23 protein-coding genes are annotated in these 24,184 nt (G+C 41.7%); 10 read left to right on the forward strand and 13 right to left on the reverse strand.

Annotation, left to right across the window (positions count from 1 at the left end; translation table 11 throughout):
* Nucleotides 1-381: 381 nt before the first annotated feature.
* The 4 genes from V7K76_RS05485 to V7K76_RS05500 all read right to left on the reverse strand — a co-directional run bounded on the left by V7K76_RS05485 (nt 382) and on the right by V7K76_RS05500 (nt 2,743).
* Nucleotides 382-510, reverse strand: a complete 129-nt coding sequence (locus V7K76_RS05485; protein WP_335029711.1) for a hypothetical protein — start codon at nt 508-510, stop codon at nt 382-384.
* Nucleotides 511-703: 193 nt separating this feature from the next.
* Nucleotides 704-1,312 (reverse strand): TetR/AcrR family transcriptional regulator, encoded by a 609-nt coding sequence (locus V7K76_RS05490; RefSeq protein WP_334774846.1) that lies wholly within the window; start codon nt 1,310-1,312, stop codon nt 704-706.
* Between the two features lie 115 nt (nt 1,313-1,427).
* Complete coding sequence (locus tag V7K76_RS05495) at nt 1,428-1,931, reverse strand: GNAT family N-acetyltransferase (protein WP_334774845.1); 504 nt, start codon at nt 1,929-1,931, stop codon at nt 1,428-1,430.
* 95 nt (nt 1,932-2,026) lie between these two features.
* Complete coding sequence (locus V7K76_RS05500; RefSeq protein WP_334774844.1) at nt 2,027-2,743, reverse strand: DJ-1/PfpI family protein; 717 nt, start codon at nt 2,741-2,743, stop codon at nt 2,027-2,029.
* 323 nt (nt 2,744-3,066) lie between these two features.
* Between V7K76_RS05500 and V7K76_RS05505 the strand changes: the two genes are divergently transcribed.
* Nucleotides 3,067-3,546, forward strand: a complete 480-nt coding sequence (locus V7K76_RS05505) for a beta-lactamase hydrolase domain-containing protein (RefSeq protein WP_334696283.1) — start codon at nt 3,067-3,069, stop codon at nt 3,544-3,546.
* Nucleotides 3,547-3,935: 389 nt separating this feature from the next.
* Here V7K76_RS05505 and V7K76_RS05510 read toward each other — a convergent pair whose 3' ends face one another.
* Nucleotides 3,936-4,259, reverse strand: a complete 324-nt coding sequence (locus V7K76_RS05510) for a hypothetical protein (protein WP_334774843.1) — start codon at nt 4,257-4,259, stop codon at nt 3,936-3,938.
* A gap of 563 nt (nt 4,260-4,822) precedes the next feature.
* On the opposite strand from V7K76_RS05510, the gene V7K76_RS05515 reads away from it, so the two are divergent.
* Nucleotides 4,823-4,975: a lmo0937 family membrane protein gene (locus tag V7K76_RS05515; protein ID WP_334774842.1), complete on the forward strand. Its 153-nt coding sequence runs from the start codon at nt 4,823-4,825 to the stop codon at nt 4,973-4,975.
* A gap of 51 nt (nt 4,976-5,026) precedes the next feature.
* Here V7K76_RS05515 and V7K76_RS05520 read toward each other — a convergent pair whose 3' ends face one another.
* Nucleotides 5,027-5,152 carry a hypothetical protein gene (locus V7K76_RS05520; RefSeq protein ID WP_334774841.1) on the reverse strand — a complete coding sequence of 42 codons (126 nt, stop codon included), beginning with the start codon at nt 5,150-5,152 and terminating at the stop codon, nt 5,027-5,029.
* Between the two features lie 330 nt (nt 5,153-5,482).
* On the opposite strand from V7K76_RS05520, the gene V7K76_RS05525 reads away from it, so the two are divergent.
* The 5 genes from V7K76_RS05525 to V7K76_RS05545 all read left to right on the forward strand — a co-directional run bounded on the left by V7K76_RS05525 (nt 5,483) and on the right by V7K76_RS05545 (nt 10,120).
* Nucleotides 5,483-6,373, forward strand: a complete 891-nt coding sequence (locus tag V7K76_RS05525) for an alpha/beta fold hydrolase (RefSeq protein WP_334774840.1) — start codon at nt 5,483-5,485, stop codon at nt 6,371-6,373.
* 272 nt (nt 6,374-6,645) lie between these two features.
* Nucleotides 6,646-7,110: a pentapeptide repeat-containing protein gene (locus tag V7K76_RS05530; protein WP_334774839.1), complete on the forward strand. Its 465-nt coding sequence runs from the start codon at nt 6,646-6,648 to the stop codon at nt 7,108-7,110.
* Nucleotides 7,111-7,267: 157 nt separating this feature from the next.
* The gene (locus V7K76_RS05535) at nt 7,268-7,456 is read left to right on the forward strand and encodes a hypothetical protein (RefSeq protein ID WP_334953836.1); all 189 of its coding nucleotides are present in this window, start codon (nt 7,268-7,270) and stop codon (nt 7,454-7,456) included.
* A gap of 184 nt (nt 7,457-7,640) precedes the next feature.
* Nucleotides 7,641-8,939 carry an MFS transporter gene (locus V7K76_RS05540; protein WP_334774838.1) on the forward strand — a complete coding sequence of 433 codons (1,299 nt, stop codon included), beginning with the start codon at nt 7,641-7,643 and terminating at the stop codon, nt 8,937-8,939.
* Nucleotides 8,936-10,120 carry an anion transporter gene (locus V7K76_RS05545; protein ID WP_334774837.1) on the forward strand — a complete coding sequence of 395 codons (1,185 nt, stop codon included), beginning with the start codon at nt 8,936-8,938 and terminating at the stop codon, nt 10,118-10,120. Before V7K76_RS05540 ends, V7K76_RS05545 begins: the two co-directional genes overlap by 4 nt.
* Before the next feature lie 290 nt (nt 10,121-10,410).
* Here the strand turns inward: V7K76_RS05545 and V7K76_RS05550 are convergent, their stop codons facing one another.
* From V7K76_RS05550 to V7K76_RS05565, 4 genes are read right to left on the reverse strand one after another with little or no spacing between them, the layout of a single operon-like run.
* Nucleotides 10,411-10,659: a hypothetical protein gene (locus V7K76_RS05550; protein ID WP_334953837.1), complete on the reverse strand. Its 249-nt coding sequence runs from the start codon at nt 10,657-10,659 to the stop codon at nt 10,411-10,413.
* A gap of 4 nt (nt 10,660-10,663) precedes the next feature.
* Nucleotides 10,664-12,067, reverse strand: coding sequence for an RNA polymerase factor sigma-54 (locus V7K76_RS05555; RefSeq protein ID WP_334774835.1), 1,404 nt, complete (start codon nt 12,065-12,067; stop codon nt 10,664-10,666).
* A gap of 54 nt (nt 12,068-12,121) precedes the next feature.
* A complete protein-coding gene (locus tag V7K76_RS05560) occupies nt 12,122-13,447 on the reverse strand; it encodes a sigma-54-dependent transcriptional regulator (protein WP_334774834.1) in 1,326 nt (441 codons plus the stop codon).
* Nucleotides 13,440-14,888, reverse strand: a complete 1,449-nt coding sequence (locus V7K76_RS05565; protein WP_334774833.1) for a sensor histidine kinase — start codon at nt 14,886-14,888, stop codon at nt 13,440-13,442. The genes V7K76_RS05560 and V7K76_RS05565 overlap by 8 nt, the downstream gene beginning before the upstream one ends.
* Before the next feature lie 390 nt (nt 14,889-15,278).
* Between V7K76_RS05565 and V7K76_RS05570 the strand changes: the two genes are divergently transcribed.
* Nucleotides 15,279-16,241 carry a hypothetical protein gene (locus tag V7K76_RS05570; RefSeq protein ID WP_334774832.1) on the forward strand — a complete coding sequence of 321 codons (963 nt, stop codon included), beginning with the start codon at nt 15,279-15,281 and terminating at the stop codon, nt 16,239-16,241.
* Between the two features lie 393 nt (nt 16,242-16,634).
* On the opposite strand, the gene metK is transcribed toward V7K76_RS05570, so the two are convergent.
* The gene (metK, locus tag V7K76_RS05575) at nt 16,635-17,909 is read right to left on the reverse strand and encodes a methionine adenosyltransferase (protein ID WP_334774831.1); all 1,275 of its coding nucleotides are present in this window, start codon (nt 17,907-17,909) and stop codon (nt 16,635-16,637) included.
* Between the two features lie 262 nt (nt 17,910-18,171).
* Nucleotides 18,172-19,176, reverse strand: a complete 1,005-nt coding sequence (locus V7K76_RS05580) for a phosphoribulokinase (protein ID WP_334774830.1) — start codon at nt 19,174-19,176, stop codon at nt 18,172-18,174.
* A gap of 1,198 nt (nt 19,177-20,374) precedes the next feature.
* Between V7K76_RS05580 and petH the strand changes: the two genes are divergently transcribed.
* Nucleotides 20,375-21,721 carry a ferredoxin--NADP reductase gene (petH, locus tag V7K76_RS05585; protein ID WP_334774829.1) on the forward strand — a complete coding sequence of 449 codons (1,347 nt, stop codon included), beginning with the start codon at nt 20,375-20,377 and terminating at the stop codon, nt 21,719-21,721.
* A 201-nt stretch (nt 21,722-21,922) separates the two neighbouring features.
* On the forward strand, nt 21,923-23,209 hold the full coding sequence (locus V7K76_RS05590; RefSeq protein WP_334774828.1) for a homoserine dehydrogenase: 1,287 nt from the start codon (nt 21,923-21,925) through the stop codon (nt 23,207-23,209).
* A gap of 44 nt (nt 23,210-23,253) precedes the next feature.
* On the opposite strand, the gene rsmH is transcribed toward V7K76_RS05590, so the two are convergent.
* Nucleotides 23,254-24,144 carry a 16S rRNA (cytosine(1402)-N(4))-methyltransferase RsmH gene (gene rsmH / locus V7K76_RS05595; protein WP_334774827.1) on the reverse strand — a complete coding sequence of 297 codons (891 nt, stop codon included), beginning with the start codon at nt 24,142-24,144 and terminating at the stop codon, nt 23,254-23,256.
* Nucleotides 24,145-24,184: the final 40 nt, after the last annotated feature.

The raw sequence follows: 24,184 nt of genomic DNA on the forward strand, positions 1-24,184 counted from the left end.
TTACTCCATTCTGTTTTTGTTGAGTAATAATTAATATTCAGTAATTCTCTAGAATTCAACAGGCCGCGCCCACGATTGCCCAACTTGCTGCCCTGTTGGCAAGTGCGTCTCGTAGAGAAATTGGGGAATACTAGACGATCCCGGACTGGGGATTGGAGACTGGTACTGAGCAATAAATTCCTTGATTGTTTTGGTTCGGGTCTGAATCCGCATCCAAATCTTCCCAGTCACCAATCCCTATTCCCCAATGCCCAATCCCCATTTCAATTTTTTATAGAAAACCACTTTTTTTACAGACATTTCCCTCAAAATGACATTGTTAATAGAATACAATTTCATCTTGTTATGGTGTCTCTATCAGAAGATTTATGCCATAAGTTGCTATAAGTATTGAGCGATCGCACTATAGCAATCCGATTTGATTTCTGAATCACTCGTAGAGGTAAGGGACTGGGGATTGGGGACTGGGGACTGGGAAGAAGGAATAAAGGTGTACTGAGTTTTGTTCAAAAATCAAATATGAGTCCTATATTTGCTATAGCTAATTGAAGAAGAATTCTGTTCGATAAATTAGACATCTCCGAAAAAGAACGTAGAGACGTAGCACTGCTACTTCTCTACAAGGGTTCTAGGTAACGCATATTTAATTTCTGGAGATGTCTATTATCTAATTTGGCTCATGGCTGACATCTGCATTCACAACTTACAGAGGATTAGTACTGATACCGCCCACAAAAATATCTACACAGGTTTCGATATAGTTCTCACAGCTATAGTTGCCTTGATTAAATTTGACAGTGCGGCACAGCATTCCAGCTAACAGCATTCCTGTAAACATATCGACTGCGGGAAATGGATCGAGGTCTGCTTTGACAGTGCCTCGTTTCTGACTCGATTGCAGGTAAGCTACCAGTTTCTCCCCTAATGGCTTGGCAGCTTCTTGAATCACTTGTTTGGCTGCCTCAGGATGACGTTTGGCTTCTCCAATGAAGGTACGAATTAAGTCTTCCTGTGCCTCTAGCATTGTATTGTAAAGATAGGCATACTGTCTTAAATCAGTTTTTAGATCCTGTGTCCAGGCTTCGGGATGTGCAAGGGCTTCTGTCTGGAGTGCCAAAGCATTTTTCATTACTGCTCCCAGAAGTTGTTCTTTGCTAGCAAAGTGGCGAAATAAAGTCACCTCATTCACACCAGCAACACGGGCTATTTCACGGGTAGTTGCTCCTTGAACACCTAAACTAGCAAATACCTGCAAAGCAGCTTCTATCAAACGTGTACGGGTAAGAGTTGATGAACGGATGGTTTTATGCATTGATGCTGGCAAGTACCTTACTTCAATAATATGTTATGTAGAAAAAGCGGTCGTAACTTGGGAAAAAATAATCTTGATTCCAGCATTTTTAAAGTTCTTGAAAATCTTTACCCTCTCAAATTGATTTTGGTGCAGGAGCTAATATTTTACTCATTTTAGTAACTGGAACAACTATGCCACTTCTTAAATAATGAGGCGCTCTTTCAATGGCAGTAAATCCCAGTCGTAAATAAAACCCCTCAGCATAAAGGCTAGCAGTTGTAATTACCTTATCTACACCTTTCTCAGTTGCTTCTTCACAAAAATGTTGAACTAAAGCACGGCCAATCCCTTTTCCTTGATATTTAGGATGGACGTACAGCCCGATTAGTTCATCAACAATGAAGCTAGCAAAACCTATAACAGCATCTCCCGCGATCGCAACCCAGAAAGTTTCCGCTTTCATACTTTTCAAGATATTTGAACCATCAGCTTTGTTGCGGTAATTACGCCAAGCTAAAAGTTCTTTTTGGGTGTAAAAAGTTGCAGGCAGAGCTTTGATAGCAGCAATATGAATTGCACTCAGCACCCAGGCATCTGTTTCCTGGGCAGGTCGAAGAGAGATTTCGTTAGCACTCATAGGTTCAGGACTGGCATTCAGATTATACCATTTTGGATTTTAGATTTTATACTCCTACGGAAAAGGGACTTCCAAATAAAATCGCAACACATAAATTAACTGATATTAGTAGTTTGTAATTGAGTCACAACTCGCTGGACAATTTGCCTTCTGATTTCTTGAAGATTGTGACTCGCAGCAGTAACTTGAGCAAGTACAGCCGCCGGGGCAGTTTGGGGAGAACCACTGTTAAAGGGCGGTTGGGGATTGTATTCGATTCCTAGTTGAATTCCTTGGGCGATCGCTTCCCCAAATAACTCAGCAGCGATCGCTAACCCAAAATCAATGCCAGCTGTCACACCGCCGCCTGTAATTCGATTGCGATCAATGACAACTCTTTCTGTAACTGTCTCAACTCCCAACATCTCAAGCAAATCCAGCGATCGCCAGTGAGTAGTGGCGCGATAGCCCTGAAGTAACCCCGCCGCCGCCAGCAGCAAAGAACCAGTGCAGACAGCTGTAACGTAGCGGGCTTGTTTACCTTGGGTTTTGAGAAAGTTGAGAAACTTTTCATCTTCCATTTTGGCATTGATACCTGGGCCTCCTGGCACAAATAACACATCTAAGGCTGGGGTTTGAGCAAAGGTGGTGTCAGGTAAAAAGGTGAGGCCGCGATCGCTCCGAATTGGTTCGAGTGTTTCCGCTAGCAGATATAATTGCACCTTTGGCAATTTGGCAAAGACTTCATAAGGCCCCGTGAAATCTAACTGTGTCAAATTTGGGAACAATACTATTCCAATGCATAGAGAAGGAATTTGTTCTATACTAGTCATTATTTATACCCTTATTCACGAAAATCTTGATTCAGTTGCTCCTCCAACCTGCCCAATAGTATAGCTACTGAAATATAATCTACGGTAATTTTATCTGCATAAAGTATAATAAGTTCTAATTACCAGTAAACCTATCGGCAAACCGTATATTATGGATAAAGCAATAAAATAATCGGCTTCAAAAGACTAATTTTGAAGTAATCAAACAATATCTTGTGATATTTGGCTAATTTTGCGGTGTTTATTTTGAATATATTCTCAAAGCTTGCTCCCTTAGAGTATTAACCAAGCTGGAAGACATTAGGAAGTCAAAAGGAGTGAATGTGATCAACGCCATACAGATTAACGAAAATTTAACAACTACAGGACAAGTCATACCGAAACAGCTTGAGCAAGCTATTCAAGAAGGTTTTAAATCTGTTCTAAATTTGCGATCGCCTGATGAATTAGGATTTTCTAAGGATGAGCAAAAAATAGCAGAAGCATTAGGGCTGTATTATCAAAATGTTCCACTCAAGGTGGATCTAAAAAATTTAAATGAAGAGGTGATTACCAAAATCCTCACGACACTCGAACAAATTCCTAAACCAGCAGTTGTACATTGTGCAGCTGGGATGCGCTCAACTGGAATTGCGCTCTTAAGTATCGCTATTCAGGAAGGATTAACACCAGAAGAAACCCTAGCAAAAGCTAAGAGTCTTGGTTTTGGATTCTTTGAACACGCTGGTATTAGTCCCCGATTGAAGCAATTATTTGTGGACTACGTTAACAAACACGCAAAGGTAGCTGTACCTGCTAGTTGATTTGAGGTGCTAGTGATTTCTAATTGTTATGTCCTAATAGACTAGTACCGCAAGGCGGAATTCAAAATTCAAAATTAATACAGCGTAAGCGTTTCATTGATTTTGAATGGGTGGTTTATTTACGCCGTGTTGTACTAGACATTTGCTATACAAATCATTGAATTCAGAATTCAGAAGCGGAACCGGAGCTTCTCCGGCTCCGGTCATAATCAAGATGCTCTCTACGAGACGCTGCGCGTGGCTTGTTTTTTTGCAGAGGTAGAGAGTTGTACAGAATTCAGAATTAAATTTTGTTTCCTGACTCCTGAATTCTTTCTTGTTAAATTAAAAACTGCTCTTGCCGAAAGTAGACAAGAGCAGTTTTTAATCGCAAAACCCAAAATAATAATTTAGGCATCTTCAAGTTCAAATTGAGCCACCGTAACGGCGTTCAAAGCGAAAGCTAAAACTAAGGGCATCGGCGACTGAAACCAAAAGGTAAAAAAAACAGCTAAAATTGTGCCAATCACTGCGGACATTGACCACAATTGTTCTTCAAAAGTCAGCCCATTTTCGGCTTTAATCAATCTGAGAGCATGAACTGGAATCGGTTCTGGCATTACCCCACCCGGAGGGAAAGCCCAGAAGTTATTACGTCGCTCGACAAACAAATCTGTCCAGCCATTCTCTTGGCACCATGCCTCAATCCATTGAAGTGAGTAATGATTCATCATCGGGTTTGGGAGTTCGGTTTGTGGAAGTTGTGTACTTGGTGAATGTCAACTCTTGGAGATTCCTGAAGAACTAACTAATCGCTATAAAATTAACGCTAATTATCGAAGTTTTAAGCTTTGTTAAGCAATTGAGACGCATATAATTACGCTCAAACCTTTGCTTTCATTAATTAAAAGACTAACAGTTGAGCGGGGCTATTGAATTTAAAAGACAACAAACTTTACTTGAAAAATTGAAAGTCAAGAATTGTAAATAAGTCGGTGAGTATTACTGCTCAAAAAACTCTTTATATCTTGAAATTGCAATCTAAAAATGAAGAATTGTGAACAAATCAACAAACTTAACCAATGGCGTATCCCGACAAGAAAGCAAGCCTTGTCTGCGACATCGTAGAGAAGCAACCTGACCTCAGTTATTTTCCAAACTGAGTTAAATTAGTTTTCTTTCTCAAGAGCGACGATTTAAAGTTATATACCTCTCTGAAGATAAATAGAATTAAAGTCAAGTTAGGAGTAAAGTATATAAGCAAATAAAAACTTACTTGAATCAGAGCAAATATTATATGTTTAGTATAATTTGGGGCATTGTTGTTGTACTGGTTGCTTTTTGGGCATTAGGACTGGCACTTCATATTGCCGGAAACTTAATTCATGCAGTGTTGCTTTTAGCCATTGCCCTTGCTATCTATAATTTTTTCAAAGCGCGTGATGTATGAAGAGAGTTGCGTGAAACGGGCGGTTAGAAACCGCGTCTACACAAACAAAAGCTACCGATCCTGGGTTTCAAAACCTTGATTTGCCTCGTTTTGCCTCGTTCCCAGTCGGAGACTGGGAATGCTCGTCTTTGGGGCTGCTGCCTCAAGACTCGCGGCAGAGCCGCTTTTGAGTTGCATTTCCAGCCGGAGGCTGGAAACGAGGTTTTAAAGGAGTTTCGTTTCAGCTTAACTGTTGGTTTCCATGCCCGCCCAGTTCATAATTTGGCTCTCGTGTCGCCCACCCCACAAGAGTTAATTGAATATTTTTTTATTTGGAAGTCCCTAAATAACTTTTATAAAGGGCATTTTGTTAATCCAGGTTGATATATTCTAGTATTTTTATGAAACTGTGTTTATTTATTATCAATATCTATCTAAAGGTGAATTGCAATTTTCAACCTATCTTTTAAAAGATATTTTGAATAACAAAATTAAACACAATAACCATCACGAATAAAAATACAACACATGTCTGTAATAGAACTGACTTGGAAACACGATTATATAACTACTAATGGGGTGAAGCTACACTACGTTACCCAAGGTGAAGGCCCCTTAATGTTGATGTTACATGGGTTTCCTGAATTTTGGTATTCTTGGCGGCATCAAATACCAGAATTTGCTCAAGATTTTAAAGTCGTCGCCATTGATTTGCGTGGCTACAACGATAGTGATAAACCAAATGAGCAATCTGCTTATGTAATGGATGAATTTATCAAAGATGTTGCAGGAGCAATTAAAGCCTTAGGATACCAAAAATGTGTTTTAGTTGGACATGATTGGGGCGGTGCGATCGCTTGGGCTTTTGCTTATGCTCATCCCGAAATGGTAGAGCGATTAATTATTCTTAACCTGCCTCATCCTGCCAAATTTGCCCAAGGCTTACGCACTCTTCCACAGTTGCAACGTAGTTACTACATCTTCCTGTTTCAATTACCCTGGATGCCAGAATTATTCTTACAATCTTCAGATTATCAAGCAATTGAAACAATTTTTAAAGGTACAGCAGTTAACAAGAGTGCTTTCACTAAAGCGGATATTGACGCGTACAAAGATGCTGCTGCAAAACGCGGTGCCCTCACAGCAATGTTGAACTATTACCGCAATATTTTTCAGCAGAGAATGCTAAATCCAAGTTGGGGCGTTTTGGAAGTGCCAACACTGATGATTTGGGGAGAAAATGACACTGCACTTGGCAAGGAACTTACTTACAACACCGCAGCTTATGTCAGAAATTTTCAAATCAAGTACATTCCTAATTGTGGCCATTGGGTGCAGCAAGAACAGCCGGAATTGGTTAATCAGTATATGCGAGAATTTCTGAGGAATGAAGCTCAACCATCAATTTATAAAGTATAAATACTTATCAACCCAACTATGGTGAATAAATCCAGCTTTTCCAAAGATTTAATAGTAATTTAATACTGGCTTTTTTTGAGGAATTATCAGCTAAAATCGCCATAAATCAGAATTAATGGTGTTTGTGACATTACTTTATATTCTCTTTCAGATCGCAATAAACCTGTCAGGAGATAGATTGTCACAAGATAGATTGACCTCACGAAGTTTAGTGAGATAATAGAGTTGTGAGGGACAGAACGGACGCAACTTGATTATTAAGGGGGAAAATTATGAAACTCCAGCTATTAGCGGCCATGGCCTTAGCAACACCCCTATTTTTTGCTAGCTCGGTTAGAGCTGAGAATCCACAGGATTTACAAAAGCTGCTTTCAACTGGGGAATGTGTTAAGTGCGATCTATCGGGAGCTAACCTCAGTGGCGCTCATTTGATTGGTGCTGACTTGAGAGGCTCAAAGCTTCAAGGAGCAAACCTGGTAGGAGCTAACCTCGAAGGTGCTGACTTAACTGGTGCAAACTTGGCAGGTGCTAACCTAACATCTGCTTATGTAACCAATGTGAATTTGAAGCAAGTCAATCTCAACGGAGTAAATTTTACTCGCGCTACAATTCAGGATTCTAATGTGTATCAAGCATCAATGAACGATCTCAACCTTACCGATGCAGAAATATTTAACACTGGAATCGGTATTGGTGGAGAAGATTCCAACGGCCCCATCATTCCCGATTGGAAATAGCCTTAACTAAGTTGCCAGGTTAAAATCAACACAACATCGGTTTTGGCGGGTTTTAAATTAAATAAACTAGTTTTTTGTTGCCAGAATTATCCTTAAAACCTGCTTCTAGAAAAATATTAAGATAAATGAAACCCCTCTGTCTTGTAATCACTTTACTATGGCAAAAGCAGAGGGGTTTCTTTTTGCGATCGCACTGATAAGCTGTTGTGATTATAGTTTGCACATTGAGGCGGCAGGGGAGCAGGGAGCAAGGGAGAGAATATTACAGGTTTTGCCTAATCATGCTTGTGATGCAATTTGCAGGTGCAACAGCTTATCCACACAAAAAAGTGCAATCAAAATCTAAAAATATTTACTATTCCCATTAAATCTAATTGAAAATCAGGGTTTCGGCTATTACTTGCGTAAGTTGTATCTAGCACAAAGAGGGTTTTTTCGCTAGATGCAGCCAGATGCCCATTGATTTGGCACGATTTTTGCATAAGAGTATTTTGACTTCTCCATAGCTGACAAAATATCACTAAAGACTTATGCAAAAACAGCGAAGACCGAGTAGTAAGAGTTTGCGATCGCTTGATTACTTGAATGTGTTTCTCGCAGATGTGCGCGATGGTGTTGGGCCATATTTGAGTATTTACCTGAAAGCTTCAGCAAATTGGAACCCTGCTCAGATTGGCATGGCGATGTCAGCTTCGGCAATTGCCACAGTTATTGCTCAAACACCAGCCGGTGCATTGGTTGACAGGCTACGTCAAAAACGGATGTTGATTGTACTGGCGGCTGTGTTTGTTTCTATCGGCTGTATTGCTATCGGCTTGTTCCCCAATTTGCCTGTTGTCATCGGCTCTCAGATTATGATTGGGATTGCTGCTGCAATTTTTCCACCTGCGATTGCTGCTATTACTCTGGGACTTGTAGGACATGAGAGATTAGATAGGCGGGTAGGTCGTAATGAAACATTTAACCATGCAGGTAATCTGCTAGCTGCCACTCTCGCTGGTTTAGTGGGTTACTTTATTGCCCGCAAGGCAATATTTTTCCTGGTTGCAGCTATGGCTGTAGGCAGTATTATTTCAGTGAGGATGATTCGTGAAAGAGAGATTGACCACGAATTAGCGCGTGGAGATGGTGAAGAGGGCGAAGAAAGCAAAGAGGAAGATAATGAAAAACATCAGCAGCGCAATGAAGGCATATTGCAATTATTAAGCGATCGCAAAATCTTATTCTTTACTGTTGCAGTAGTTCTGTTTCACTTTGCCAATGCTGCTATGTTACCGCTAGTTGGTCAAGAATTAGCACAGGGTAAAGGGGCAAGTGACACAGTTTATATATCTGCTTGTATCATTGTGGCTCAGTTAGTCATGATTCCAGTATCTAACTTGGCTGGGCGTTTCGCACATACAGCCCGAAAACCCATATTTTTGCTGGGCTTTGCCGTCTTACCGATTCGAGGAGTGCTGTATACACTTTCGGACAATCCTTATTTTCTCGTTTCTGTGCAAATTCTGGATGGTATTGCAGGCGGGATTTTTGGTGTGCTTTCGGTGTTGATGGTAGCTGATTTGACTAAAGGCACGGGACGCTTTAATGTTACCCAAGGGATGCTCAATACTGCGGTTGGCATTGGTGCGGGTTTGAGCAACGTGTTAGCTGGATTTGTGGTTAAAAGTGCTGGTTATAATGTTGGTTTTTTGATTTTAGCAGCGATGCCTGCGGCGGGCTATGCCTACGCAGTTGTGGCTTTAGCAGTTTTTTGGTTCTGTGTACCTGAAACAAAAACAGGAGTTAATAGAAAGGCATCACCTCAAAATAATCTAGCGAAATCATGATTGTTTTCAGATACATCATCATTGGGCTGACTTATATAGGTTTGGGTTTAGGATATATCCCTGGTTTGCGGATGAACCGAGCCAGTATTGCTTTAGTTGGTGCATCTTTGCTGATGGCTTTCGGGGTATTAGACCTGAAAGAAGCATGGCAAGCCATAGACTATAAAACGCTGATTTTCCTGTTTAGCATGATGGTAATCAGCACAAATTTAGCTTACGCTGGTTTTTTTCAACTAACCCTTGATACAGTTACACACTTTACCCGCAGCCCTTTGGGTTTGCTAATTGTTTTAACTTTCGGCAGTGGAATTCTCTCCGCTTTTTTTCTGAACGATACCATCGCTCTAATTTTGACTCCTTTGGTTCTCGGTTTAACCCAAACTTTGAACCTCAATCCGATTCCTTACTTACTTGCTTTGGCGGGAGCAACTAATCTGGGTTCAGTGGCTACCTTAAGTGGTAATCCGCAAAATATTTTGATTGGTTCCTTCTCTGGTATCAGCTATCTCGATTTTGCAAAAGCATTGACTCCCATCGCATTAGTAAGTTTGTTAATCCAAATTGGGTTATTGTGGTGGCTTTATCCTGATGTTCGTTCTACTAAATCTTGTCCGAGTGTAACCCCCGTGCGTTACCGCATATTTAAACCGTTACTGACTAAAAGCCTATTGATCACCGGAGGATTATTAATTGCATTTTTAATTGGGATACCTCCAGCCCAAGCAACATTTGTAGCTGCTGGTTTACTCTTCATTACTAGGCGAATCAAACCGCAACGAGTTTTAAATAAAGTGGATTGGGATTTACTGGTGATGTTTTCTGGACTGTTTATTGTTACTGCTGGAGTAGAAAAATTAGGAATATTGAATTTATTTAGCGGTTTAGTTTATACTCCCTTGAGCATATTAGGAATTACTGCTCTCCTTTCAAATTTAGTTTCTAATGTTCCAGCAGTCTTGTTACTACAACATTTAATTCCCCATCCAGACACAAGAACCTGGTTACTATTAGCAGCAGGATCTACCTTAGCAGGTAATCTCACTTTGTTAGGTTCAGTTGCTAATTTAATTGTTGCTGAGGCTGTCGCAAAACTTGGTTATCAATTGTCATTCTGGGAACATCTGCGTTTTGGTCTACCGTTAACTGTCGTGACTCTTATCCTGGCTTATTTTTGGATTTAGTTATTTGTCATTAGTCACACAATTTTGGATTTTAGATTTTGGATTTTAGATTTTAGATTTTAGATTTACCCCATGCCTGAAGTCAGGGGCTTGTAATTTAATTTTAGGTTTTGGATTTTAGATTTATTCTCGCGTTTAAATTCGCTTGCTCTGAGACCTTTTTAAATTTTGAATTTTGAATCTTCTCTACGAGAGGCTTCGCCAACAATTCCATTATCCAAAATTTAAAATCTAAAATTCGGTCATTGGTCATTGGTCATTGGTCATTTGTCATGTGTCAACAATCAAACTTAAAATTTCAGGCTCAAAGGTGCAACTTCCAAGCTCAAAGGCTCAACTTCCAAGCTCAAAGGTGCAACTTCGAGGCTAAAAGGCTCAAATTCCAGGTTCAAAGGTGCAACTTTCAAGCTCAAAGGTGCAACTTCGAGGCTAAAAGGCTCAACGTTCAGGTTCAAAGGTGCAACTTCCAGGTTCAAAGGCTCAACGTTCAGGTTCAAAGGCTCAACGTTCAGGTTCAAAGGCTCAACGTTCAAGCTCAAAGGCTCAACTTTGATATTTCAAGAGACTTCCTTGCTTCCTGCTCTTGCTTCTCATCTTTTTATCAGTCAACTTGCGGTGATGTGATGACTTTATCCCGGAAATTTTACGGTATTTTGTGACTGTTCTGCGAGTGATTGGGAGACAAAATCGGATTTTCAAAAGCTGGGCTAATTGTTCATCAGTATAAGGATTGGCGGGTGATTCTTCTGCAATTAACTGTAATAGCATCTGTTGGATTTGTTGAGGAGTACGTCCGCCTACTCCTACGGGAACACATAGTGAATGCAACGGAATTATCCGACTGTGTTGATTGCAAACTAATATATACCGTCCCCGCACAATCCGGCTAACTGTAGAGTTACTAAGTCCTACCGATTGAGCTACTAATTGCTGAGGGGTAGATACTAAGTCTAATTTATCCCGACTCTGCAAAAAAGCTTGCTGGCGCTCAACTAAAAATTGACCAACTTTGAGCAGATTTTCTTGCCATTGTTGCAAAGCTGTGAGTAAATTTCTAGCTTTTTGTAATAATGCTTCTAGTTGTTGGGTATCTCGCCTTGATTTTGGTGATTCCTGCAAAAGCTTAATGGCTTCGGAATTTAGACAAAAACGTTGTTTGACTTCATAAGCTAAAGAAATTTGCCAACTTCCAGCTATTAGCTCAACTTTTAAATCAGGGGTGACGATGGGAGCATCGCTACCACCGAAGTTTCTGGCGGGACGGGGTTCTAATTCTTGAATTTCATGAATAGCATTGGTGATTTTCTCAATGTCAACATTAATATTTTGGTGATTTTGATGCAGCTTTTGTAATAGTACTTGACAATTTTGCTTTGACTCGGAAGTATTACCAATACAATTTGCTATGTCTTCTAAATAATTTTTAATTAGTAGAAAAGCTAAACTTTCAGGCTGGTCTTTGAGTTGTACTAATAGACATTCTTGCAGGGAACGTGTACCAATCCCAGGTGGCTCTAAATTTTGGAGAATAGGCACAACAGCTTCTAATTCTTTGGCATTCCAGATACTACCATCTGCCCAAACTTCTGGAGTTTCTTCTAAGTAACCGGAGTTGGATAACCATTGAGTTAGATAGGTTAAGGCTTCACGTTGTCTTGATGGGATTGATAAAGCTGATATTTGTCCGAGAAGATGCTCACTTAGGCTTAATTCCTGGGCGATGGGACTGTACCAATGAGGTAGAATATCCTCTAGAAGTGCTTCGCTGGTGTGGAAATCAGAATTTTCTACTATAAATGGATTGTGTTTACATTCTTCTCGAAGATGGTCGAATATTCGTTTACTATCCCACGGTAAGAAGCGAACTAAGTACTGTAGGGTTGGGTAAATAACGGTTTGAGTTTCTAGGTGTGTTTCTAGTGTAGATGCGGAGTTTAAGGAATTCATGATACGAACCGCAGAGGCGCAGAGGACACAGAGAGTAGGAAAAATGGTTAAGTGCTATAAATTCCATTGTTTCTTTTTTTGCTCAAAGCTTTCGGCGGAAATTCCTAATGCTTTGTGGGGTTCTTGGGGATAAAGTGCTAAAGCATGGCGGATAAAGTTTATTTCTAACTGATTTATCGCTTGTTCTAAGTTCAAATTCATCTGATGTTCTTGATTAAAAATGAGATGTTCTGGAAGGATGGTTCTTCCTCCAGAAAAAACTGCTGCTCTCTCTAAAGTATTTTGCAGTTCTCGCACATTTCCTGGCCAAGCGTAATCTCTGAGCTTTTCTAGGGCGGTTGAGGTAATTGCTAAATTTTTAATTCCGTTTCTTAGGGCAATAGAACTTAGAAAATGTTGGGTAAGTTGTTCTAAATCTTCGGGGCGATCGCGCAAAGGTGGTAGTTCAATTCGTACTACATTAAAGCGATAGTAGAGGTCTTCTCGAAACTGATTGAGGCGTACCAATTGCTCTAAATTCCGATTGGTGGCAGCTAAAATGCGGACATCTACAGTTTTGGTTTGGTTACTACCCAAGCGCTCGAAGGATTTATCTTGTAATACTCGCAATAATTTTCCTTGAATTATCTGGCTCAATTCTCCGACTTCATCCAGAAAAATTGTGCCGCCATTGGCTTGTTCAAAACGACCAATTCGCAAGTGATTCGCTCCGGTGAAAGCTCCTTTTTCGTGACCAAATAATTCTGCTTCTAATAAATGTTCTGGGAGGGCTGCACAGTTAACTTTTACCAAAGGGCCGCGACTGCGAGGGCTAGCATTATGTAGTGTGGAAGCGACCAACTCTTTGCCTGTACCTGATTCGCCGACAATCAAAACTGTGGTGTTTCCTTGGGCAAGTCTACCAATGAGTTTAAAGATTTCTGCCATTTTAGGCGATCGCCCCAACAGTTCTTCTGGCTGTCCGAGATTTTGGATATTTGCTTCACCAATTTGCTCGGCTGATGCTTGGGAATGAGCTAAAGCTTTTTGCGCCAAGTTGACTAAATCTTCTAAATCGAAGGGTTTAGTTAAGTAATCATAAGCTCCCAATTGCATAGCTTCAATGGCTGTACGACTTGTCCCGTAAGCTGTCATCACAATTACTGGCAGTTCAAACAGAGTTTTACTACCTAAAGCTTTTAAAACAGCACTACCCTGAGTTTTGGGCATTTTCAAATCTAGAAATACCAAGTCAGGACGAGATGTGGTATCTTGTTGAATCATCTTCAGTCCTTGCTCTCCGTCTCCTGCCTCTACAACGTCGTGGCCTTCATCTTTTAAAATCTGCGCCATCGCTTGACGCAAAGCTTTTTCATCATCAATAATCAAAATCTTAGCCATCGTTGTGATTCTTCGGTAAGTAAATGCTAAAAACGGTGCAACCCGGTTGAGATTTCAAATCAATATGCCCTCCATGTCTGGTGACAATCTCGTGGCTAATGGCTAAACCTAAACCTGTTCCTTGAGGTTTTGTGGAATAAAAAGGATCGAAAATGCGATCGCGTTCTTCTGGTGCTAAACCTGCGCCAGTGTCTTTTACCCAAGTCACTAAGTAGTCTTGCTCTTGGCTTACACCAACCTCTACTTCACTTTCCGGTGGACTAGCTTGGATGGCATTTAAGATTAAGTTAACCATCACCTGTCCTAACTCCCGGCGGCGTAGTGGTACTTGGGGCAAAGGTTCAGCAGCAGAGCGATAAAAAAGCGTTACTCCCTGTTCTTCGGCTTTGAGACGTAATAGAGAAACTGATTCAGAAGCGATCGCTTCTAAGGAAGAAATTACCATTTCTTCTTGCTGATTTTGGTCAAAATACAATAGCCGTCGCACCAGCATCTCTAAACGGTCTACTTGCTCTAGTAAACTAGCGATCGGTAAAGTCGTAATTCCCTGCTTTTTTAATTGTCGTTCTGTATATTGCAAGTTGAGGCGCATACTAGCTAGGGGATTGCGGACTTCATGAGCTACCCCCGCTACCAATTGTCCCAGAGAAGCCAAGCGCTCAACACGGTGCAAGCGCTGCTCTAACTCTTGGCGGTGGTATTGCATACTATTTATTGCAGTTCCCAATAGTCCCATTTCTGCCGGTAGCGGAGGAATTAGGGAAGCTTTATCCTCTTCCATTGCTTTAATACTTTGCTGGAGTCGCTGCACTCCCCACTGAAGTTGTAAGGCAATATAAAAAGTCCAAACTCCTACAACTAAAATTCCTAAAACCACGAAAACACTTAAAACGTTTTGATTGCTATCTTCTAAATGAGGTATACGTTTCATCGTCCACACCGCACCCCACAAAGGTAGAGGATCAGCACGCATTATCAAGATATCAAGACCGGGATGCAGCACTAATTCTTGGGGTAAACCTTGGCTTGTGGCTCTCCGAGTCAATTGCAAAATTGTGTCTTGTTCAGCAGGAGGAATATCTTTTTTGGGAACAGGGCCACCGTGGGTAGGATAGGCATAGCCTAAAAGCTGGTCTTGTTGCAGCAGATAAAATCCCCCTTCTACCCTTGGAAAAGCAGTTAGAGCTTCGTTTGAGAGTTCCGCCAACGGCTTACCTGACTTTGCTGTTTGCCCAGAATTTGATTCCCAAAACAGCTTAATTAGTCTGGTGTTGGCAAAAGCTAATTCTCTCTGATTTCTGGCAACAACAGCACCTTCCAGACTTTGAAATAGTTGTACCACTAACCACAAAGCAGCTCCACTTAAACCTAAAAAAAGGATGCTGAGGATTGTTAGCTGTCGCCGCAGTGTCCAACGTTGAGGTAACACAATAGGTTGCATGGAATAAGGGTTCCGAGTTACAACAAAATGCAAAAACTATGCCAAATTTCAGTCGCTTATCGTAAATTAAAGGGTTTAAGAACCTGCAATCTACATGTAGCACCCATTTCAGTCGGCGTTTAAATCCCCTTATGTAATGTCTTTAATTTTGAATTTTGAATTGTTAAGGGACTTACAAGAAATAAATTATCCAAATAAACGAACCACAGAGACGCAGAGAACACAGAGAGAAGAGAAATAGAGAGGATTTTTGTGTCAGTTTTGGGATATTTTTTTATTTGGAAGTCCCTAATCTTCATCCTGCCTTACTAACTAGCGAGTGTCTTGTATCTATGGCACGAGTTTTGCACTCTTACAGTTATGGTTAGCGATTAAATTCAGTTAAAGCAGATGAATAACTCCAAAGTTCGCATTCCGAAAGAAATTGCTCCCGATGTTTTTGCCTTGGCGGCTCAGTTGTATGCCCAAGAAAATCAGGATTATTCTTTAGAAGAGATTATGCAGGCTGGGGCAGAAGTACAAATTCCGCCAGAGGTGATTCAACAAGCAATACAGCAGATTCAAGCCAAGCAAATCCGAGAGCGCGATCGCCAACGCAAGTTAAAGTTAATGTTGACTAGTGGCGGCATCGGAGCAGCGATCGCACTTTTCGGTTTTTGGACATACAATACTGTTGCTAGTAATGCTACACCAAAAGGGCGATCGCTAGAAGCTAATCTCCCAAGTGCCAATTTAGCCAATGCTAATCCTCTAGAGATTCCCCCAGCACCCCCACCAGGATTACCCCCCGCAGCCGGAACCACTTTCACTGGAGAAGTAAAACAGTATCTTCTCAACCCTGAAGGTAAGGTGGATGGGCTATTACTCAATAACGGGCTACAGGTAAAATTCCCTCCCCAGATGGCGGACAGTTTAGTGGGGATAATTACCCCAAACACGAAAGTGAGCATTCTTGGCAATCCTGGCTTTTTCACTCGCTTCGGACAGGAAGTGAGAGCCAAAAGCATCACCAATTCTCAAACTGGACAGACTTTAGTTGAACAACCTCCCACAACCGCGCCCCAACCTCCCAACTTAAACAATTACAGTACCTTATCTGCGGAGGGAACTGCTCAAAATTGGTTGGTGGGACATCGAGGAGAAATTAACGGCGTTATTATTTCTAATGGCACAATTGTCAAGTTCCCGCCCCATGTAGGTGAACAGCTAACCAGTATGGCGAACATCGGAAACACAATTCAAGCCAAAGGATTCGGCACTCGCAATCGTTACGGACAGATTTTAGAAGCTACAGCATTGTCAGTTAACGGGCAATCTGTATCTTTGCAACCAAAAGCCATCACCAACCCGTAATACCCTTGACAAAAATCTTTGCAACAGATTCATCTGTTGTCGGGGCGTCTAGCTTGACAAAGTAGTAGTTTTATCAAGAACAATTCAGGAGTCAGAATTCAGTTTGGTATTCTGTACGAGTGGCTGATAGCGCAACACACTTCAGATAAGGGACTTCCAAATAAAAAAATACTCAAGAAACTCTCTCTTCCTTATTCCTCCGTGTTCTCTGTGTCTCTGTGGTTCGTTTATTTATTTCTTGGAAGTCCCTAAGCCAAAAAAAACCAGATGTAGAGACGCGATTTATCGCGTTTCGATATTCAGGTGGTTACTAAAAAATGAGGGCATCGGTAACTTGTCAAGTTGCCAATACCCTCACGTAGATAAACTAAGTTTTTGCAGTAGCCTATAAGTCTAAGTCACTGCCTGAGCAACTACTGCCGAAAGTGAATCTTTTACTGCTTGCTTCAACAACTCGGCCTTATCGGTCTGTTCCCAAGGCAAGTCTAAATCAGCCCGCCCAAAATGACCGTAAGCCGCGACGTCCTGATAAAAACGTCCGCCTCGTTCACTTGGTAAGTTGCGTAAGTTGAAAGCATGGATAATCCCGGCTGGACGGAGTTCAAAGTGCTTGTTGATTAATTCCAGTAAGGTTTCTTCATCCACTTTGCCAGTACCAAAGGTATCCACAAGGATACTTGTTGGTCGTGCTACGCCAATCGCATAGGATAGCTGGATTTCAACTTTGTCTGCCAATCCGGCGGCGACAATATTTTTTGCCACATAGCGAGCCGCATAAGCAGCAGAACGGTCTACCTTCGTGGGGTCTTTGCCAGAAAAAGCGCCGCCACCATGCCGTGAATAACCACCGTAGGTATCAACGATTATTTTCCGTCCTGTCAGACCAGAATCGCCTTGAGGGCCACCAACGACAAATTTGCCAGTGGGGTTGACTAAAAAACGTGTCTGATCGTTAGGCTTAACGTCAATATCGCCAAAAACAGGTTCGACCACTGCTGACCAGAGGTCTTGCTTAATTTTGGCTTGTACAGCCGCCTCATCTGTGATTTCCCCAATAGTAGCTGTATGTTGGGTAGAAATCAGAATAGTATCAATACCTACTGGGCGTCCATCTTCGTAAGCTACAGTTACTTGGGTTTTGCCGTCAGGACGCAGGTATGGCAATTCACCCGTCTTGCGGACTGCTGCCAATCGACGGGCAATGCGATGCGCGAGACTGATGGGCAATGGTGTTAGTTCTGGCGTTTCGTTGCTAGCGAAACCAAACATTATACCTTGATCGCCCGCACCAATTTTGTCGAATTGTTCATCACTATCTTGCTCGCGGGTTTCTTGGGCGGTGTTAACGCCTTGAGCAATATCAGGTGATTGTTCGTCTAAAGCTACCAGAACACTGGTGCTATTGGCAGAAAAGCCATTATCGGCATTGGTATAGCCAATTTCGGCAATTTTTTTGCGGGCGAGATTGACAAAATTAACATTGGCTTTGGTGGTTATTTCACCAGTGATTAGCACCAAACCAGTGTTAACTACTACTTCAGCAGCAACACGGCTGTTAGGGTCTTGTGTCAATAGGGCATCTAGAATAGTATCAGAAATCTGATCGCAAATTTTATCTGGATGACCTTCGGTGACTGACTCCGAGGTAAATAAATATCGACGAGACAAAGGAAATTCCTCCATCGAGAGTTTTTTCGTTGACTAAATGTGAGTATTTAGTTCAACTACTAATTCTATGAAATCATAACAATATTTATACTTCAGTCGTTAGTATCTTTTTGATATTGATAAAAACCACTAACCATAAGGTAAATATCCGTAAATAATATAAATATATGGTGATTCTTTTTTAGGAAAAATGTATTTAATAACACAAAAAAAGGGGACACCCGGAAGCGTCCCCACAAGCTTTGACACAAACACTGCTGCTTTAAACCTGAACCGCTAACTTTGCTTCCGTAGCTGTCAAAAGCTCATAGGCAGCACGCATCTTCAAACCTGTAAGCACTTGGAAGAAACCAGTACCATTATTGGAACCTGGATACTCGCGGTGCTGGAGTAACAAGTGAGTCAATTCACCCTGATATTTGGTGGATGTATTGCTGAGATGGGTTTCGATGTAAATTACTTCTTCCAAGTTGTCAAATTGACCATCTACCTCTAGTACTGAGACATAGCGGCCGTAGTAAACATCTGAACCATAGTACAACTGCATACCAGGGTAAGAACAGGTCAGCTTGCGTCCACAGGGAGTCCAATTAATTGTTGACCCTTCATCAAATAGATAGGTTGGATCAAAGCCTTCCTTACCTTCACGCTGGAGCATACGTACCCTTAAGACTCTACGCTCGGTGTCGTTTTTGATCAAGTTTGTGGGTAATACTTGGAGAACTACATCAGCAAATTCTCTTTGTGGTTCGATAAACTTTTCAAAGTCAGGTTTGCGGGAATTGATTTGCGCTAAAACATCTTCGTAGCGATGACCACGTTCAGCCATATCTCGCTGGATTTTCCAGGCAATTTTGACTTCATCACTAATGTCAAAATAAACACTGAAGTCGATTAGCGATCGCACCCGCTCATCATATAAAGGATGCAGTCCTTCAACAACTATAATGTGATTCGGCTCTACCCGCTCTGGCGGGTCAATCAAGCCAGTTTCGTGGTTGTAAATCGGCTTATCAATACCTTGACCACTTTTGAGCGCTTTAATTTGCTCATACATCAAGTCAAAATTGTTCGCCCTGGGGTCTAGTGCCGTTATCCCTGTTTCTTTGCGCTGTTTACGATCCAGGGAGTGATAATCATCCAAGCAGATGACTGTCATTAAATCTTCACCAAACAAATCTATCAAACGACGCAAAAACGTAGATTTACCGCATCCAGAGTCTCCGGCTACTCCAATCAGTACCACGCGTTCCGGCTTACTTGTCATAAATCTCCTCTAAAATACTAAATTTGTGTCAATAATTTTTCACACAGCAGATTCCGAAGCCAGGAGTTTACCTCTTTTGGTTTATCCTGCGTTCTTGCTACCTAGCACATCTATAAGACACCAAACGCGTAGACAACAAAATAATAAGTTGCTACTCGCCGGACTAGCCTGAATGTTGGTGCCGGTAAGTATTTAATCCTAGTGGTATATTTGATTTTAACAGAAGGGGGTATCCCATACAAGATTTGCCCTCAAGAAGAATTAACGTGATTTATCAATGATTTTGTTGATTTAGTTGTTAATTTAAAAATGGGGATCGCTATCGCCGTAAGTATTGCAGCGCTGTCATTCTGCTACTTTTTGCTCTATCTAATCAAGTAGATAAGGTATAATTTACTCTGACAGCGAGTTTTTTTATCTTCCTAAATTGTAATTCCGGCTTGACAATGCTTGAGCTATTCACAGCCAAAATCTATCCAACGAATGAGTCAACAACTTGCACTAGTCAAATTATTGCCTGTAAATTTATGGATAGGCTCAAATAGAAGTGTTGGTGTTATGGCAAGGTACTGATAGAGGTTGACAGATTTTTCACATCAAGTGAAACTAATTATAGTTGCTTAAATCATGGTTATGTCTGTAGCGAGATTTGTCCTATCCATGTAGTTATCCATAGAAGGGTTATGAACTATAGCTAAACAATATGCTGGTAGAATAGTAGATTTAGAGAAGTCAAATCAATCGGGAGAAAACCTTTCGGGATTTGGATTTTTCGATTTCAACTCTTGAAATAGGCAAGCACAAGGCAACTTTCGGAGGTAAGTAAACAGAGCGGTAGCTTTTTCTAATTAAAGCATCTCTCCAGCAATATCTACTATTGTAAGTTACTCGTTGAGTAATAAGGTAAAAAGCTATCTCCCTAATGGGGGTGGTAGTTAACGAAAAAAAGATTAAATTGACTCATTATTAACATTCTCCCCAAGACTTATCCTTTACCTTAGAAGGTGAACAGGTGTGTTTTTTGCTATGCCTGCATGTCTTTGGTGAGTGTACTTAGCAAGGCATTAAATTAATGATGCCGTTTTTCCTTCTTTCTCCAGTTTTGTGAAACGAAAATCCGGTAAACTAAAGCTGGCAAGGTAGGGGAATAGTTTTTTTTTGAAAAACGGTTAAGTAAATTATCGGAGTGGTAGAACGAATGTACAATCAAGGTGCTGTTGAGGGTGCTGCCAACACAGAATTAGGTAGCCGCATCTTCCTTTATGAAGTAGTGGGTTTGCGTCAGAGTGAAGAAACCGATCAAACTAACTACCCAATTCGGAAAAGTGGCAGTGTGTTCATCAGAGTGCCTTACAACCGCATGAATCAAGAAATGCGACGTATCACTCGTCTAGGCGGCACAATTGTTAGCATCCAGCCTGTAACTGCGCTACAGCCAGTTAATGGTAAAGCCTCACTTGGGAATGCTACAAGCGAAGTCAGCGAGTTAGCTACATCTGGGGAAACTGCTAACAGTGAAGGGAATGGTAAAGCCACACCTGTAAATGCTCATAGTGAAACCAAAGGTTTCGCTAAACCACCAGCTGAAGAACAGCTCAAGAACAAGGACAAGAAAGGCAACACCATGACTCAAGCGAAAGCGAAAAAAGACCAAGGTGACGTTCCTGTTAACACTTACCGTCCCAATGCTCCGTTTATTGGCAAGGTAATATCTAATGAACCGCTAGTCAAAGAAGGTGGTATTGGCATTGTTCAACACCTTAAATTTGACCTATCTGGCAGTGATTTGAAGTATATAGAAGGTCAAAGTATTGGGATTATCCCACCAGGATTAGACAAGAACGGCAAGCCAGAAAAACTTAGACTCTATTCCATCGCCTCAACTCGTCATGGCGATGATGTGGATGATAAGACAATATCACTATGCGTCCGCCAATTGGAATACAAGCACCCAGAAACTGGCGAAACAGTCTACGGTGTTTGCTCTACACACCTGTGTTTCCTAGAACCAGGGGCAGACATAAAAATTACTGGACCTGTGGGTAAGGAAATGTTGTTACCCGAAGATACCGAAGCTAATGTCATCATGTTGGCAACTGGAACAGGTATTGCGCCGATGCGGGCTTATCTGTGGCGTCAGTTTAAAGATGCAGAAAGAGCAGCTAATCCAGAATACCAATTTAAAGGATTCTCTTGGCTAATATTTGGCGTGCCCACAACTCCAAACCTTTTATATAAGGAAGAACTGGAAGAAATTCAACAAAAATATCCTGAGAACTTCCGTCTGACTGCTGCCATCAGCCGCGAACAAAAAAATCCCCAAGGTGGTAGGATGTACATCCAAGACCGCGTAGCAGAACATGCTGATGAATTGTGGCAATTGATTAAAAATGAAAAAACCCACACCTACATCTGCGGTTTGCGAGGTATGGAAGAAGGTATTGATGCAGCCTTAACAACTGCTGCTGCTAAAGAAGGCGTAACCTGGAGTGTTTACCAGAAGGAACTCAAGAAAGCCCATCGCTGGCACGTAGAAACCTACTAAGTGCTGAGTGCTGAGTTTTGAGTTCTAAGTTATGAAGTAGGGTGGGCAATGCTCACCCTACAATTGTTTTGTTATGAATATTGTAAATAGCTGAGGCCAGAGTTCTCAGTTCTGAAGAGTAGAGTACTAAATCATACTTATTACTACTCAGCACTCAGCACTCAGCACTCAGCACTAAAAAATAAATTGGGTGCAAAATTTGTGGGTGTGAAACTAGGAATACTGGGATTAGGCACCGTGGGAACGGGAACAGTGCAGTTGTTGCAAGATAGCGCTGGGCGTCACCCATTGTTGCAAGAGATAGAAATTTATCGGGTGGGAGTGCGATCGCTAGATAAACCCCGTGCAGTAGAATTGTCTACGGAAGTATTAACTACAGATTTAGATTCTATTGTCAACGATCCGGCGGTAGATATAGTTGTCGAGGTGATGGGCGGACTAGAGCCGGCGCGATCGCTTATTCTCAAAGCTTTAAGTAATGGCAAGCATGTAGTCACCGCCAATAAAGCAGCGATCGCCCGTTTTGGGGCAGAAATTTTCACAACTGCCAATCAAGCCGGCGTATACGTCATGCTAGAAGCGGCTGTGGGTGGTGGAATTCCGGTGATTCAACCCTTAAAGCAGTCTTTAAGTGTTAACCGCATTCACACAATAACCGGCATCGTTAACGGTACAACTAACTACATCCTGACACGGATGCAAACAGAAGGCAGCAACTTCAATGATGTCTTAGCTGATGCCCAGCGTTTGGGTTATGCTGAGGCTGACCCCACTGCTGATGTCGATGGTTTAGACGCAGGTGATAAAATTGCGATCCTCGCATCATTAGGCTTTGGTGGACGCATCAACTTACAAGATGTTTATACTGAAGGGATTCGGCAAGTCAGTAAGACAGATATTGCCTACGCCGAAAAATTGGGATTTGTGATTAAATTGTTAGCGATCGCTAAACGTGATACTCCCTCATCTCCCCTCTCCATCAGAGTTCATCCTACCTTAGTGCCCAAAACCCACCCTTTGGCTAGCATCAACGGCGTTTACAATGCCATTCTTGTGGAAGGAGAACCAATCGGACAAGTAATGTTTTTTGGCCCCGGTGCTGGTGCTGGTGCAACCGCCAGTGCCGTCACATCAGATATTTTGAATTTAGTTGCTGTCCTCAAAACTAATACAGCAGTTGCAAATCCCCTATTAGCTTGTGGACATCAAGAATACTGCCAAATTGCGCCAATGGCAGAACTGATAACTCGGTTTTATGCTCGTTTTCTTACCAACGATCAACCCGGAGTTATCGGTAAATTGGGAACTTGCTTTGGTAACTATGGCGTTAGCTTAGAGTCAATTGTTCAAACTGGCTTTCAAGGAGAACTTGCAGAGATTGTGGTTGTTACCCATGATGTGCGGGAAGGCAATTTTAGGCAAGCTTTAGCAGAAATCCGGGATTTGTCAGCGATTGAAAGCATTCCTAGCTTACTACGTGTACTTTGAGATTAGTCGGGAGTGAAGCTCGTCAACTTGCTTTGCTCCAATTTTTAAATTGAAAGCAGTTTTTCCGCTATCCTCAGCTTGGCCGATCGCGATCGCGGATTTTTCCCAATTTCCTCTTCTTGAGCAATAATCGGCTTTTTTGTCAAGACTTTTAATAAAGGTGAATTTCTTAAACCATGCTTCACCGGGCGGTCTTCTAAGCTGTGAAAACTGATAATCACAATTCGTCCACCAGGGACAAGGGCATTTGGGGCTTTATCTAAAAAGGTTTCTAGGGATTTTAACTCATCGTTGACGACAATTCGCAGAGCTTGAAAAACACGGGTAGCGGGGTGAATTCTCCCATATCGGTATTTCGGGGGAACTGAAGAAGCGATCGCTTCAGCCAATTCTGTAGTCGTGTGCAACGGTCGCCGTTCGACAATGCGTCTAGCAATGCGCCGCGATAATCTCTCTTCACCGTACTTAAAGAAAATATCTGCTAATTCGGCTTCATCCCAATTATTAATCACATCAGCAGCAGTTAGCGATCGCCCCCGATCCATTCGCATATCTAAATTTGCAGCTTGGCGAAAGCTAAAACCTCTTTCTGCTTGGTCTAAATGGTAAGAACTTACCCCCAAATCGGCTAAAATACCGTCGAAAGTGTTGGGGGGAAATTCGTAGTCAGCAAAATTGCTGTAAATAAATTGTATGCGATCGCCAAACTCTGCTAATTCTTTCCTTGCTGCTGCTAAAGCATCCTCATCTTGGTCAATTGCCGTTAATTTTACATCTGGTGCAGCAGCTAAAATCAAACGGCTGTGACCTCCACCGCCTACCGTCGTATCAAGATAATGACCTCCGGGAGATACCGCTAGACCTGCAATTACTTCTTGCGGTAACACTGGTAGATGGGAAAATATCGGTTCTTCAATAGCTAGCTGACGATTCATGAGACTTAGGGCAAAAAACCACAGATGAACTTTAATTATC

The organism is Nostoc sp. (genome assembly GCF_036917975.1).
Lineage (GTDB): Bacteria > Cyanobacteriota > Cyanobacteriia > Cyanobacteriales > Nostocaceae > Nostoc.